10 protein-coding genes are annotated in these 14,062 nt (G+C 29.5%); 5 read left to right on the forward strand and 5 right to left on the reverse strand.

Going from position 1 to position 14,062, the window contains the following annotated elements; all coding sequences use genetic code 11:
- The 5 genes from carB to KJR01_RS02395 all read left to right on the forward strand — a co-directional run bounded on the left by carB (position 1) and on the right by KJR01_RS02395 (position 7,135).
- A complete protein-coding gene (gene carB / locus KJR01_RS02375; RefSeq protein ID WP_214116655.1) occupies positions 1-3,165 on the forward strand; it encodes a carbamoyl-phosphate synthase large subunit in 3,165 nt (1,054 codons plus the stop codon).
- A 158-nt stretch (positions 3,166-3,323) separates the two neighbouring features.
- Positions 3,324-3,722 carry an Rrf2 family transcriptional regulator gene (locus KJR01_RS02380; protein WP_214116657.1) on the forward strand — a complete coding sequence of 133 codons (399 nt, stop codon included), beginning with the start codon at positions 3,324-3,326 and terminating at the stop codon, positions 3,720-3,722.
- Complete coding sequence (gene flhA / locus KJR01_RS02385; protein WP_214116660.1) at positions 3,722-5,899, forward strand: flagellar biosynthesis protein FlhA; 2,178 nt, start codon at positions 3,722-3,724, stop codon at positions 5,897-5,899. The genes KJR01_RS02380 and flhA overlap by 1 nt, the downstream gene beginning before the upstream one ends.
- A gap of 11 nt (positions 5,900-5,910) precedes the next feature.
- On the forward strand, positions 5,911-6,933 hold the full coding sequence (locus KJR01_RS02390) for a DHH family phosphoesterase (protein ID WP_214116662.1): 1,023 nt from the start codon (positions 5,911-5,913) through the stop codon (positions 6,931-6,933).
- Positions 6,923-7,135 carry a hypothetical protein gene (locus KJR01_RS02395; protein WP_214116664.1) on the forward strand — a complete coding sequence of 71 codons (213 nt, stop codon included), beginning with the start codon at positions 6,923-6,925 and terminating at the stop codon, positions 7,133-7,135. Before KJR01_RS02390 ends, KJR01_RS02395 begins: the two co-directional genes overlap by 11 nt.
- Positions 7,136-7,202: 67 nt before the next feature.
- Here KJR01_RS02395 and KJR01_RS02400 read toward each other — a convergent pair whose 3' ends face one another.
- From KJR01_RS02400 to dnaE, 5 genes are all read right to left on the reverse strand, one after another.
- Positions 7,203-7,391, reverse strand: a complete 189-nt coding sequence (locus KJR01_RS02400) for a hypothetical protein (RefSeq protein WP_350028289.1) — start codon at positions 7,389-7,391, stop codon at positions 7,203-7,205.
- Entirely contained in the window at positions 7,345-8,172 is an 828-nt protein-coding gene (locus KJR01_RS02405; protein WP_214116668.1) for an NADP-dependent oxidoreductase, read from the reverse strand. Before KJR01_RS02405 ends, KJR01_RS02400 begins: the two co-directional genes overlap by 47 nt.
- 411 nt (positions 8,173-8,583) lie before the next feature.
- A complete protein-coding gene (locus tag KJR01_RS02410) occupies positions 8,584-9,153 on the reverse strand; it encodes a tetratricopeptide repeat protein (protein ID WP_214116671.1) in 570 nt (189 codons plus the stop codon).
- Positions 9,108-9,353 (reverse strand): SEL1-like repeat protein, encoded by a 246-nt coding sequence (locus KJR01_RS02415; RefSeq protein WP_214116673.1) that lies wholly within the window; start codon positions 9,351-9,353, stop codon positions 9,108-9,110. The genes KJR01_RS02410 and KJR01_RS02415 overlap by 46 nt, the downstream gene beginning before the upstream one ends.
- A gap of 502 nt (positions 9,354-9,855) precedes the next feature.
- Positions 9,856-14,034 carry a DNA polymerase III subunit alpha gene (gene dnaE / locus KJR01_RS02420; RefSeq protein ID WP_214116787.1) on the reverse strand — a complete coding sequence of 1,393 codons (4,179 nt, stop codon included), beginning with the start codon at positions 14,032-14,034 and terminating at the stop codon, positions 9,856-9,858.
- Between the last annotated feature and the right edge of the window lie 28 nt (positions 14,035-14,062).

Consider the following 14,062-nt stretch of genomic DNA (forward strand, 5'->3'; position numbering starts at 1 on the left):
ATGCAAGATGTAAATAAAATTTTAGTTATAGGAAGTGGTCCTATTATAATTGGTCAAGCAGCAGAGTTTGATTATGCAGGAACTCAAGCTTGTTTATCGCTTAAAGAAGAAGGTAAATATGTAATATTAATCAATTCAAACCCAGCTACTATTATGACTGATAAAAATATTGCTGATGAGATTTATATAGAGCCAATTACTTTAGAATTTGTAACAAAGGTTATTAAAAAAACTCGCCCTGATGCAATCTTGGCTACCTTAGGCGGACAAGTTGCTTTAAATATGGCAATAGAATTAGATAAAGCAGGGATTTTAAAAGAATATAATATAAAAGTATTAGGTTCTAGCTTAGATACTATTAATAAGGCTGAAGATAGAGAATTATTTAGAGCATTAATGAATGAATTAAATGAACCTGTTCCACCAAGTGTTATTGTAAATAATACAAAGAGTGCAATTTCTTTTGCTAATGAATGTGGTTATCCTGTTGTTGTTCGTCCAGCATTTACTATGGGTGGAACTGGTGGCGGAATTTGTGAAAATGAAGCTGAACTTAAAAAAATAGCTAGCGAAGGCTTAATTTATTCTCCTACTAGACAATGTTTAATTGAAAAATCAATAGCAGGATTTATAGAACTTGAATATGAAGTTATAAGAGATAGAGCTGATAATGCTATATTAATTTGCGATATGGAAAATATTGACCCTGTTGGAATTCATACAGGTGATTCATTGGTTGTTGCGCCAACTCAAACACTTGAGCCAAAAATCAAACAACAAATGATAGATGTTGCTATTAAATTAATAAGAGCATTAAAAATTGAAGGTGGTTGTAATGTTCAAATAGCTTTAAACCCAATTACAAAAGAATATTTTATTATTGAAGTAAATCCTAGAGTTTCACGCTCAAGTGCTTTAGCTAGTAAAGCAACTTCATTTCCTATAGCAAAAATCGCAGCAAAAATCGCAATAGGCAAAACTTTAGATGAGATTAAAAATGAAGCAAGTGGCTTAAGCTATCTTGAGTATAAACCAAATCTTGATTATATAGTTACTAAAGCTCCTAGATTTGCATTTGATAAGTTTAAAGATGCTAATCGTTATTTAGGCACTCAAATGAAAGCAACGGGTGAAGTAATGGGCTTAGGAACTAGCCTAGCTGAAAGTATTTTAAAAGCTATTAAATCACTTGAATATGGAATTTGTCATCTAGGTCTTAAAAACGGCGAAACATACACAGATGAAAAAATCAAAAAGCGTTTAATTAAAGCTGGAGATGAAAGAATATTTTTCATAGGAGAAGCTTTAAGGCGTGGAATTAGTGTTGATGAGATTATGAATCTTACTAAAATGCAAAGATTATTTATAGACACATTTAAGCAAATCATTGATACAGAACACGAATTAAAAGAGAAAAAATTTGATATTCAAGCACTTACAAAAGCTAAGCAAATAGGACTAGCTGATAAAATTATCGCACATCGTTGGGAATGCAAGCAAAAAGAAGTGTATGAACTAAGAGCTAAAAATAATATAAGACCTATTTATAAATGCGTTCAGCCGATGGATTATAAAAATCTAATTCCAAGTTTTTATTCAACTTATAATAAAGAATTTAAAGACACAAATGAAATTAGCAATAAGCAAAAAATAATAGTTTTAGGAAGTGGTCCTATTAGAATTGGTCAAGGAATTGAGTTTGATTATTCTAGCGTGCATGCTATTTGGGCTATTAAAGAAATGGGCTATGAAGCAATAATAATTAATAACAATCCTGAAACATTATCAACTGATTATAGCGTAGCTAATAAGCTTTATTTTGAGCCTTTAAGCAATGAAGAAGTTTTAGAAATTATTAATATTGAAAAACCTTTAGGAGTAATTGTTAGTTTTGGTGGTCAAACTGCTATTAATTTAGCTGAGTTTTTAGAAGCAAATGGAGTTAAGATTTTAGGCACAAGTTTAGATAGCATAAATACTGCTGAAGATAGAAAATTATTTGAAAAATTAATGAGTGATTTAGGCTTAAATCAACCTAAAGGAATTACTGCAATTAGTGTTGATGAAGCTATCAAAAATGCTAATTTAATAGGCTATCCTGTGCTAGTTCGTCCATCGTTTGTTTTAGGTGGTAGAGCTATGCAAGTTGTATTTAACGATGAAGAACTTAAAAAATATATGCAAGAAGCAACAGAAGTAAGCCTTGATAAACCTATATTAATTGATAAATATTTATGTGGAAAAGAGCTTGAAGTAGATGCTATTTGTGATGGAGAAAATGTTTATATACCAAGTATTTTAGAGCATATTGAAAGAGCAGGTGTGCATAGTGGAGATAGCACAGCAATAACTCCTAGCGTTAGTATAAGTGATGAGGTAAAAGAAGAAATTATTAATTACACTAAAAAACTTGCACTTGCTTTAAAAATCAAAGGACTTTTAAATATACAATTTGTATATTTTGAAAATAAACTTTATGTATTAGAAGTAAATCCAAGAGCTTCAAGAACATTGCCGTTTTTAAGTAAAGTAATTAATAAAAACCTAGCAAATATAGCTTTAAAAGCTGCTTTAGGAATAAGCCTAAAAGAGCAAGGAATTACTAAAGAATTTGAAGAAATACAAGGAATGTATTATGTAAAAGTTCCTGTATTTAGCTTCTCAAAATTATCTTTAGTTGATACAGTTTTAGGGCCTGAGATGAAAAGCACTGGAGAAGTTATGGGAACTAGCACAAGTGCAAACAAAGCACTTTATAAAGGTCTTGTTGCAAGTGGCGTTAGAATAGAAGAATTTGGCGGAGTATTATTTAGTATTGATGATAAAAATAAGGCTGATTCACTTGAGCTTGCTCGTGGATTTATGAACTTAGGTTATAAAATCTTAGCTACTAAAAATACAGCAATTTATTTTAATAATCATGGAATTAATGCAATTAGTGTTAATAAATTAGGCGATGAAGATGACATAATTTCAAAAATTGTTAATGGAGAAATTACATTAGTAATTAATACTCCAAGAGATGCAAAAAATAGCCTTAGTGATGGATTTAAAATAAGACGCGCAGCAAGTGAGAGTAAGGTTGCAAGCTTTACAAATCTTGATATTGCAAAAGCTTATTTAAAGGCTTTAGAAGAAATATCATTAAGCGTGTATTCTTTATAATTTTTAAGAATTTAAACTCATTTTTTGAGTTTAAATTCCTTTTTAAATTTATTATAAAATAAATATTTTTTAAACTCCTAATCAAGAATGATTATTGCTTAGTCTATGTATTAAATAAAAAAAGTTAAGATTTAAATAAAAATATTTTAAGGAAAACAATGTTATTTACAAGAGCTAGTGAATATGCTTTAATTAGTTTAATTTACATTGCAAAACATAAAAGTCCAATAGATGTAGATACTTTAGCAAGTGAATTAAATATACCAAGAAGCTTTTTAGCAAAAATATTACAAAATTTAGCAAGAGCGCATATTTTAAAATCTTATAAAGGTATTAATGGTGGTTTTATTCTGGCAAAAGAACCAAATTTAATAAATATAAAAGATGTCATAATATCTGCTGAAAAAAAAGAGCCTTTAGTTTTTGAATGCACAGGAGATGATAAGTGTCCTAGTAATAGGCACGATACTTGTAAAATATATCCTATAATTACCAACTTACAAGATAAAATAAATTCTTTTTTAACTGATATTACCTTAGAGCAGATTTTAAAATAATGGCAAAACAAAAAAATACTATGCTAAGCCTAGTAGCTCCTTATTTAGAGCCACTTGTAAAATTTAAAAGTCTTTCTATGGTAGGTTTAATAGTTGCTATTTTAGCAATTATTATCGTTCCTTTACCATCTGGAATACTTGATTTTTGCTTAGCACTTAGTATTGCTATATCGGTTTTGATGATTTTAATAGCTATGTATATTCCAAAACCGACTGATTTGACTACTTTTCCAACATTAATTTTAATAATTACTCTTTTTAGACTAAGCCTTAATATCGCAACCACTAGAATGATTTTAAGCAAAGGGCATGAAGGCCCTGCTGCAGTTAGTGATATAATTGCTAGTTTTGGAGAATTTGTTGTAGGTGGAAACTATGTAATAGGGGTTGTTGTATTTTGTATCTTAGTATTAATTAATTTTATGGTTGTTACAAAGGGTTCAACTCGTGTTAGTGAAGTTCAAGCTAGATTTACGCTAGATGCAATGCCAGGAAAACAAATGGCAATTGATGCTGATTTAAATGCAGGGCTTATTACTGAAGAGCAAGCTAGAGAAAGGCGTCAAGAAATAATAGGCGAAGCGAACTTTTATGGAGCTATGGATGGTTCTTCTAAATTTATTAAAGGTGATGCAGTTGCAGGTATAATAATCACTATTATTAATATAGTTGGCGGACTTTTAATAGGTATGTTTCAGCACGATTTAGAATTAAATGCTGCTGCTTCTAGTTATACTATTTTAACTATAGGAGATGGACTTGTATCTCAAATCCCAGGATTAATCACTTCAACAGCAACAGCTATAATTATTACTCGTGCAAGTAAAGAAGAAAAACCATTTGCTGAAAAATCTTTAGAGCAATTATTTGGAGATTATAAAACCTTATTTATAGTTGGGTTTATTTTGTTCGTATTTGCTTTAGTTCCTGGTCTTCCTACTATTTCACTAGGTTTTATGGCTTTTGTATTTGGTGGGCTTGGCTTTTTACTTATGAAGACTAAAGATGAAGATTTATTAAGTCCTAAACCAAAGCAAAAAGGAGCAGCTCAACAACCAAACACAAGTGGAGCAGCACCAGCTCAAAGCACAACACCACCTAGAAAAAGTGAAGCTGAAATTGCAGCAGAGCGTAAAAAGAAAAATGAAGAAAGCTTAAATCTTGAAATGCTTGAATTACAAATCGGATATTCTTTAGTAAAAGTTGCTGAAAGTGATTTAATAGATAGAATTCCAACAATGCGTCAAACAATAGCTAAAAATCTAGGTTTTTTAATGCAAGATATTAGAATAATTGATAATATTCAGCTAGACCCTAATGAATATGATTTTAGAATTAAAGGAATTTCAATTGCAAAAAATATTATATATCCTGATAAATTTTTAGCAATTGATAATGGTTTTGATGAAACCGATGAAATAGAAGGAATAGAAGTAATAGAACCTGCTTTTGGTTCAAAAGCTATTTGGATTGACCCAAGTGAAAAAAATAAAGCTACGATGAGTGGTTATGTAGTAGTTCATCCTGGTGCAGTAATTAGCACACATTTAAGTGAATTGGTTAAAGAACACGCAGCCGAACTTTTAACTAGGCAAGAAGTAAATTCTTTATTAGATAGATTAAAGCTTACTCAAAGTGTGTTGGTTGAAGAAGTATTGAAAATCACTTCAATAGGTCTTATACAAAAGGTATTAAAAGAATTATTAAAAGAGCAAATTCCAATAAAAGATATGATAAGTATATTAGAAACAATATCTGATTTAGTGCCTTATACTCAAGATATTGATACAATAACAGATCATGTAAGAGCTAGTCTTAATAGAGTAATTACTAATATGTATTTAGATGATAATAACAAACTACAATTTTATGCACTATCAATGCAAGTGAATAGGCGTTTATTGGAAATGCTAGTAACTAATAAAAACGGCACAACAACCCTAGCAATAAATACAGAGCAAACCCACGCTTTATATACAGCAATTAGCGATAAAGTAAAAGAGCATTATAATATGCATTCAAATACTTTTATATTATTAGTAGAACCTAGTCTTAGAAGAAAGATAAAAGAGATTTGTGAAAGATTTGGATTAAAACAAGTTGTTGTTCTTGCTTATAGCGAGATTGCAAATAACGCTGATTTTGATAATATAGGCAATGTTGATGCAGCAATTTAGAAAGGAAAATAATGAAAATATATCACCTAAGCCACACTGATTTAGATGGATATGGTTGCCAATATGTGGTAGCTAATTATTTTAAGGATTGTGAATTTTATAATTCTAATTATGGCAAAGAAATTGAAGAAAAATTTGAAGAAATTATGATAAAAGTAGAAGCAAATCCTGATGAATTTGCTCTTATTTTAATAACTGATGTAAATCCTATTGAAAGTGTTTGCGAAGAATTTACTTCTAGGGTTGCAAGGCTAAATCACGCAAAATTATTATTGCTTGACCATCATCAAACAGGTAAAGCTTGTATGGAAAAATATCCTTGGTATTTTTTAGATAGTTCAAGGTGTGCTACTAAGATTACTTATGATTTTTTTAGTAAAATTTTTGGAGAAAATAAAGAACTAAGCCTAATGGTAGATATTATAAATAGCATTGATATTTGGCTAAGTGATAGCAAATATTTTGAATTAGGCAAAATATTAATGCAAATAATTGCTAGTAGTAAGGAGATAAATAGAACTATGTTTGCTAAGCAAAATCACGCTTATATGTTCTTTTTATTAAACAAAGCTAGAGAATATTTTCATCTTGAAAATCCAAATATTGCTTTAGAAGATGCAACTCATAGTATTAAAAAAGAGTTTTTTAAAAATGACAAAAACGATACTTTGTGTAATTTAATAAGCGATTATTTAGTAAGGATTTTAAGCGAAAATAAGCAAGATTATACGATTTATTATAAAGACAAAAAAGGCTTATTGGTCTATGATATAGGAAATGTTAGCGTTATAGGAAATGATTTTTTAGTCAAAAATCCTGAATATGATTTCTTTTTAGAAATTAATCCTGGCAAGAAAATCTCTCTTAGGGCTAATAATAAAATTGATGTTAGCTTATTTGCAAAAACGGCTTTTAATGGTGGCGGTCACGCAAATGCTAGTGGCGGGATATTTACAAGTTATAAAGATAGTAGTGTATATTCTAAGATTTACGAACAAACTAAAACTTATTTGGAGAAATTTAATGAAAAATGAAGAAATTGAAGATTTAATGTATGAGATTGCTCTAATGCACAAAGCTGCTTTGTATTATGCAGGGGTTAAGAAAAACTGCCTAGAAAAGGCTGCATTTACTTATCTTGAGCTAATTGATGAAGCGAAGAGTGAAGATGATTTTGAGCTTATTTTAGAAACTATGGCTTTATTAAAAGACAAACACCCTGAGTTTTTTAACTAAAATATAAATATAATTAGTCTAATTTAAATTCTTAGAATTTAAATTAGAAAGATATTTTATAAGCATTCTAATTATTTAAATTAATCAAAACCTTACCGATTTTATTGTTATTTTTTACACTTTTTAAAGCTTGGTTTATATCATTTATGCTAAAAATCTCACCGACTGATGGGCGGTATTTTATATTATCTAGCATAGAAGATATTTGCTTAAGCTCTTCGCCATTTTTTATTAACAAACATAAAATGATACTCACAGCCTACTTTTTTAGCTGCATTGTTTAGCTTAAGTCCTGCAAAATAAAATAAAATCTGCTTTAGTTTTGAAAGCTTCAAGCTTTTAGCAAATTTCATATCAGGCATACCCTTTAAAGATACTAGCTTTCCACCTTTATTTAGGATTTTAAACTGCTTAAAAGTTTCATTTTTACCAATGCAATCTATTACAAAATCTACTTTAATTTTTGTATAATCATCGCTTTTTGTAAAATACTCGCAAACGCCTAATTCTAAGGCTTTTTGCTTAAAATTAGCATTTCCGCTAGCATATATGTTAAGCTCTTTTGCAAGTGGCAAAGCAAGATTTCCAAAACTCCCACTAGCTCCAGAAATAAATATTGAGTTTTCATTTTTAGCATTCATTAATTTAATAGCTTGTAAAAATGTTAAAGAGGCTAATGGCACGCAAGCTGCTTCATCATCTTTTAAATATTCAGGCACTTTTGCTATATACTTATGATTTATCGCTACATATTCAGCAAATGCTTTTTCACACATTGCATAAACTCTATCCCCAACTTTAAATTTTTTTACATTTTTACCTATGCTAGTTATAACTCCTACTAATTCATTGCCTAAAATTAGTGGTAATTTATAAGGAGTTATTATATTTAGTGCGCCATCTTTTATAAGATTATCTAGTGGATTTACGGCTGCATAAGTTACTTTAATTAAAACTTCATCATCTGTTATTTTTGGAATATCAATTTCTTTTATTTCTAAATCACTTTTAAAATTATTTAAAACTGCTGCTTTCATAATTTTCCTTTAAATTTAATGATTTTTTTATGCAATTATATATACATAGCCATTAAAATCTTACATTACAAATTCTTTCATTTCATAGCTGCCTTTAGATTTGCTAGAAACGAAAACTCTTATTTAATCCTATTTATATCTTGTAGCATTATCTAGACATTTTCACTTGAAAAAAAGTTTTTTAATCTCTTATTTTTGCTCTATGCAAAATCCAAGCTTTTCATAAAATAAAATTGATTTATTTATGCTCGTTACAAATAAAAATGTTTTTGTGTTTTTAATACACTTTTTATAAAGCTAATTTTATTTTTAACTAAGCAAAAATATTCTTACTTAGTTAAATTTATATATAGCAATTACATTAAATCACTATTTTTTATAGATTTTTTAGTTAAAAACAATTAAATCTATTTATTTAAGTTGCATAGCATTCTCACAACCTATATTGTTGCCTAAATCACAAGCTTTATTGAAAAAATGTTTAGCTATTTGAGTATCTTGTTTTATACCTTGTCCTTTAAAATACATAAACCCTAAATTGATACAACCTATTGCATTATTTTTCTCACAAGCTTTATGATAGAATATTACAGCCTTAACAAAATCTTGTTTTTCACCTTCACCTTTTTGGTATAAAGTTCCTAAATTACTACAAGCACTCGCATAGTTTTTATCGCAAGCTTTTGTATAAAATTGAATTGCTTTTGTATAATCTTGCTTTACACCCACTCCAACATTATATAAAAATCCCAAATTATAACAGCTAACAGCATACTCATCACCACAAGTTTTAGTATAAAGCTTTACTGCTTTTGCATAGTCTTGTTTTGTGCCATTTCCGCTAACATATAAACCAGCTAAATTATTACAACTATAAATAAACCCACCTTCGCAAGATTTTTTATAAAGATTAAATGCTTTAGTATAATCTTGCTCTACTCCTTGTGCGTTTTCATATAAAACTCCTCTAAATGATAGCAAGCTTCAAAATCTTCATCATTACAAGCTTTTGTAGCTAGTTGTGCAGCCTTTTGATAACCATAATTATCTTTATAATTAGAACCTAAGAGAACGCAAGCAATGTAATCATCTTGATCGCATTTGATTTTTTCTAGCATATTTGTTTTAGAACAACCGATAATGCAAATGCTTAAAAGTATAAAACACAATAACTTTTTCAATATATCTCCTTTTTTGGAAGTAAATTATACTAATTTGTTATTTTAAATTATTATTTTAAGCATTTATTATTTCGTTTAGAATTTGATTTTCGTATTCTTTTAGGTATTTTTGTGTATTGCTTTTTTTATAAAAATCATAACAATCAATGGTTTTAAAGATATTTATTCTAGCTAATAGGTTTGCCTTATGAGAGCTTACACTTAGCTAATCAGTTTAAACCCTGTAAGAAAAATCTATTTTAGTTTTGAAAGCTTTAAGTCTTATTTAACTTTAAAAAATACTAGCAAACGCCTAATTCTAAAGCTTTTGTAAAATTGATAAAACTTATTTTGTGTTATTTAACTAGCATTTTATACTTAATAAGGACTTATTAAAAATCTATGTTTTAAATTCTTTTACTTTTATCTAAGTTAGTTATAAAATTAAAAGATTATTTAGTGGATAAAGTCTTATAGTTTATTTTATAAATTCTTTATCCACTAGAATTTAAATATCAATTTTTTAGCTAATTTTTGATAATTCCTTTATTTTCTCTATAGCTTCATTATTTAAACCAAATCTTCTTGAATATTTATTCACGCAAGAATCATCTAAAAATTCTAAAACTATTTCTTTTGCACTTACATTTTGACTTAAATTCTCTTTAATCAATCTTGTGATTTCTTGCAAAATCTCTGCACTGATATTTAATAAATCAATTTGTATGAATTCTCCTTCAAAGGCTTTTGGGCTTTGAGTGAATTCTTCTTTATTTTCTTTAGAATACTGCCTTCTTGGTTTTGCTATTCGTTTTTCAAATACCACATAACCTAATGAGTTTTTATTCTCACTTGGCTCTTTTATAAGCTCGTTAGTAATTAAGAAAAAATCATCAATAAATACCCCAACTCCATTCTCATCAGCTCTTAAACTAACTTCAAATCCATATAAATTCTCTTCTTTTTCTTTACTAAAAAACTCATTTTCTAGCTTTTTATACACTTCATCATTAAAGCATAAAATATCAAATTCTCCACCTTCATCAACCACTTTAAGCTTAGCAAAGGCTTTATTTTTTTTGCTTACTTTAAATTCTGCTTCAGTTACTATTCCTAAGCAAAAAGCATTGTAATCTCCATAATCAGCCTTGTTAAAATCGCTACTTTTTAAATACTCAATATTTTGAGTTAGATGAGAAAATCTTTTAATATCGCCCTTAATTTTCTTACCACCCTTTTTGCTAAACACTTCATATCCAAGAGCATTTTTATCATCAGTATTTACACCTATTTCACTAGCATTTACTTCTATTAAATTATTTAAAAATAAAGTATTTTTTGCATTATCTCTTTTAAGATTTAAAATAAATGCGTAAAGAGATTTTTTGGTTTTTATATCTTGAGCTGCTAGGTTCATTGCTTTATATTTTGATGCTAAAACATCTATTAAATCAGGGTTAAAACACAAAATATTAAAATTTGAATAATAATCAAGCGCTTTAATATTTGCATAGCTTTTACCGCTTTTGCTTTGTTTAAAATCAACTTCTTCAATAATTCCTAAGCAAAATGCTTGATATTCCCCATCATCTAAATTCTCAAAATCACTACTTTTATAATGCTCAATTGATTTAATTTCTTTTTTAAACTCATCTAGCGGGTGTGAGCCAAGATATATTCCTAAATATTCTTTATCAAACTCGGCTAATTCTGCTACGCTAAATTCTTCTTGGTTTGTAATATCAATACTACTATGATATTCTGTTTCAAATTGAGAGAATAAACTCTCTTGCAATCTTTTATCATGCTCTTTTTTTGCTTTAAACTCATTAATAATATAATCAATTGCATTTAAAGCACTTTTTCTATTAATCCCAATACATTCAAAACAACCCGTCTTAGCTAAAGCTTCTAAGCCTTTTTTATTCATATAAGCAGCATCAGCCCTTGCAATAAAGTCTTTCATATCGCTAAATGGCTTATCTGCTCTAGCTTTTGCAAGTCCTTCAGCACTAGGAATTCCAAAGCTCTTAATTGAGCCAAGCCCATAGACAATAGCAGCTTTTCCATCTTTTATAGTAACGTTAAATTCCCTTGTACCATCGTTTATATTAGGTGGTAAAAGCTCTATTCCTAATCTATCTAGCTCATCTTTATATTTTTCAATTTTTTCAACTTTTCCTTCTTCGCTAGTTAGTAATGCTGCCATAAATTCTGTTTCATAATATTTTTTAAGATAAGCCGTCTGAAAGGCTACTAGAGCATAGGCTGCTGAGTGAGATTTGTTAAATCCGTATTCAGCAAATTTTAAAATAAGCTCCCATAAATCATCAGCCTTTTTCTCATCAAAGCCTTGTTTTATAGCACCTTCTAGGTATTCTCCTTTTAATTTTACCATTTCTTCAAGCTTTTTCTTACCCATAGCACGACGAACCAAATCAGCTCCACCTAAGCTAAATCCACCAATGGTTTGAACTACTTGCATAACTTGCTCTTGATATACAATAACCCCATAAGTTGGCTCTAAAATAGGCTTTAATTCAGGGAAAGCATATACTGCTGGTTTTCTTCCGTGCTTAATATCTATAAAATCATCAACCATTCCACTATCAAGTGGCCCTGGGCGATAAAGTGCTAAAACAGCGATTAAGTCTTCAAAGCAAGTTGGCTTAAGCCTAGCATTTAAATCCTGCATTCCCGAGCTTTCTATTTGGAAAATCCCAAGAGTATTTCCTGTTTGAATTAAATCATAAACGCCTTTATCATTTACATCAATTTTGTTCCAGTCTATATCTATATTATGGCGTTTTTTAATGAGTTTTATAGCATTATCAATAACGGTTAAAGTTTTAAGTCCTAAGAAGTCAAACTTAATCAAATCAACATCTTCAAGATAATCTTTCATATATTGAGTTACTAATGCGTCTGATTTTGGTTGTTTAAACAATGGGGTTTTTTTCCATAATTCTTCGTTTGAAATCACCACTCCAGCAGCGTGCATTCCTGCGTTTCTATTAAGTCCTTCAAGTGCTAATGAATACTCCCAAACTCTAGTTCCAATTTTGCTTTTGCCCCTTACATCATCAGGGTGGCAAACTATATTTTTATACTCTGCACGATTGTCTAAATCTTCAATGAAAGCCTTAATATCAGGGTTTTTTTCGTAAGCATCTTTTAGAGTGATTTTTAGCTCATCAGGGACTAATTTTGCTAAAGTATCAGCATCTTTTATGCGTAAATCACAAACCCTTGCAACATCACGAATAACACCTTTTGCAAGTAATTTACCAAAGGTAATTACTTGAGCTACGTTATAGCGACCATATTTTTTTACAACATAATCAATTACTTCTTCACGCCTATTTTGACAAAAATCCACATCAATATCAGGCATAGATACACGCTCAGGATTTAAAAAACGCTCAAAAAGTAGATTATAAGGAAGTGGGTCAAGGTCAGTTATTTCTAAACAAAACGATACCAATGAACCTGCAGCAGAGCCCCTACCAGGTCCAACAGGAATACCCATATCCTTAGCAGCTTTTATAAAATCATGAACGATTAGCATATAACCACTAAAACGCATATTTTTAATAATGTTGATTTCAGTTCTTAAACGCTCTTTATAGGTTTCGTGTTTGCTCTCATCAATATATACTAAACGCTTATTAAGCCCGTCCCAACAAAGCCTTTCAAACAATACATCATCATTGCTAAAGCTAAACATATCTTGACTAGGCAATTCTAAGCCGATTTTTTCAGCATATTCAAGAGCGAATTTAAAATTTGGTGGAGTAGGGTTTCCTAAGTTTAGCTCTAAATTGCATTTATCAACTATTTCTTGAGTATTTTGCACAACTTCAGGCACATCAAGGAATAATTCGTGCATTTCTTCAGCGCTTTTTACATAGATTTCACTCATTGTGTGTCTTAAGCCATTGTCTTTTTTGGCTTCATCACTTTCAGGATCAACCCCTACAATATCTCCTGTGCTAATTGCCATAAAGATATTTTGAGCTTGAGCCCTATCTTTATAAGTATAATGTGAATCGTTTGTAGCTATTACTTTTATACCTAATTCTCTTCCTAATTTAAGTATATTTGTATCTATATTTAATTGAGAATTTATACCCATTCTCATAATTTCAAGATAAAAATCATCTCCAAAAACTTCTTTATACCAAAGTGCGGCTGCTTTTGCACCTTCATAGCCTTTAGCTCCCATATCAGCATTTGTTTTTCCATTGCGACGAACTTCTTTATCATTTAAATGCCAATTAATCTCACCTGCAAGACAAGCAGAGCTACAAATTATACCTTCGCTATATTCTTTTAATAATTTTTTATTAATTCTAGGGCGATAATAAAAACCATCTATATGAGCTCTTGAAGTAAGATACATAAGGTTTTCATAGCCTTTTTGATTTTTAGCAAATAAACATATATGCCAACGGCGATTGGTTGCAGTGCTGCTTAAATCATCATCATCGTGCAAATAGCCTTCAAATCCAATAATAGGCTTAATTCCGTGCTTTTTCATACTTTTATAAAAATGAATTGCTCCAAACATAACCCCGTGATCAGTTATTGCACAAGATTTAAAATTTAACTCTTTTAATCTTTTTGCTAATTCATCAATTTTATTTGCGCCATCTAAAAGCGAATATTCTGTATGTAAATGTAAATGTGTAAAATCCATAATTTATCCTTTAGGGCTATTTTAGTCGTTT

Origin of the sequence: Campylobacter sp. 2018MI10 (assembly GCF_018501175.1) — a bacterium.
In the GTDB taxonomy this organism is placed as follows: Bacteria; Campylobacterota; Campylobacteria; order Campylobacterales; family Campylobacteraceae; genus Campylobacter_E.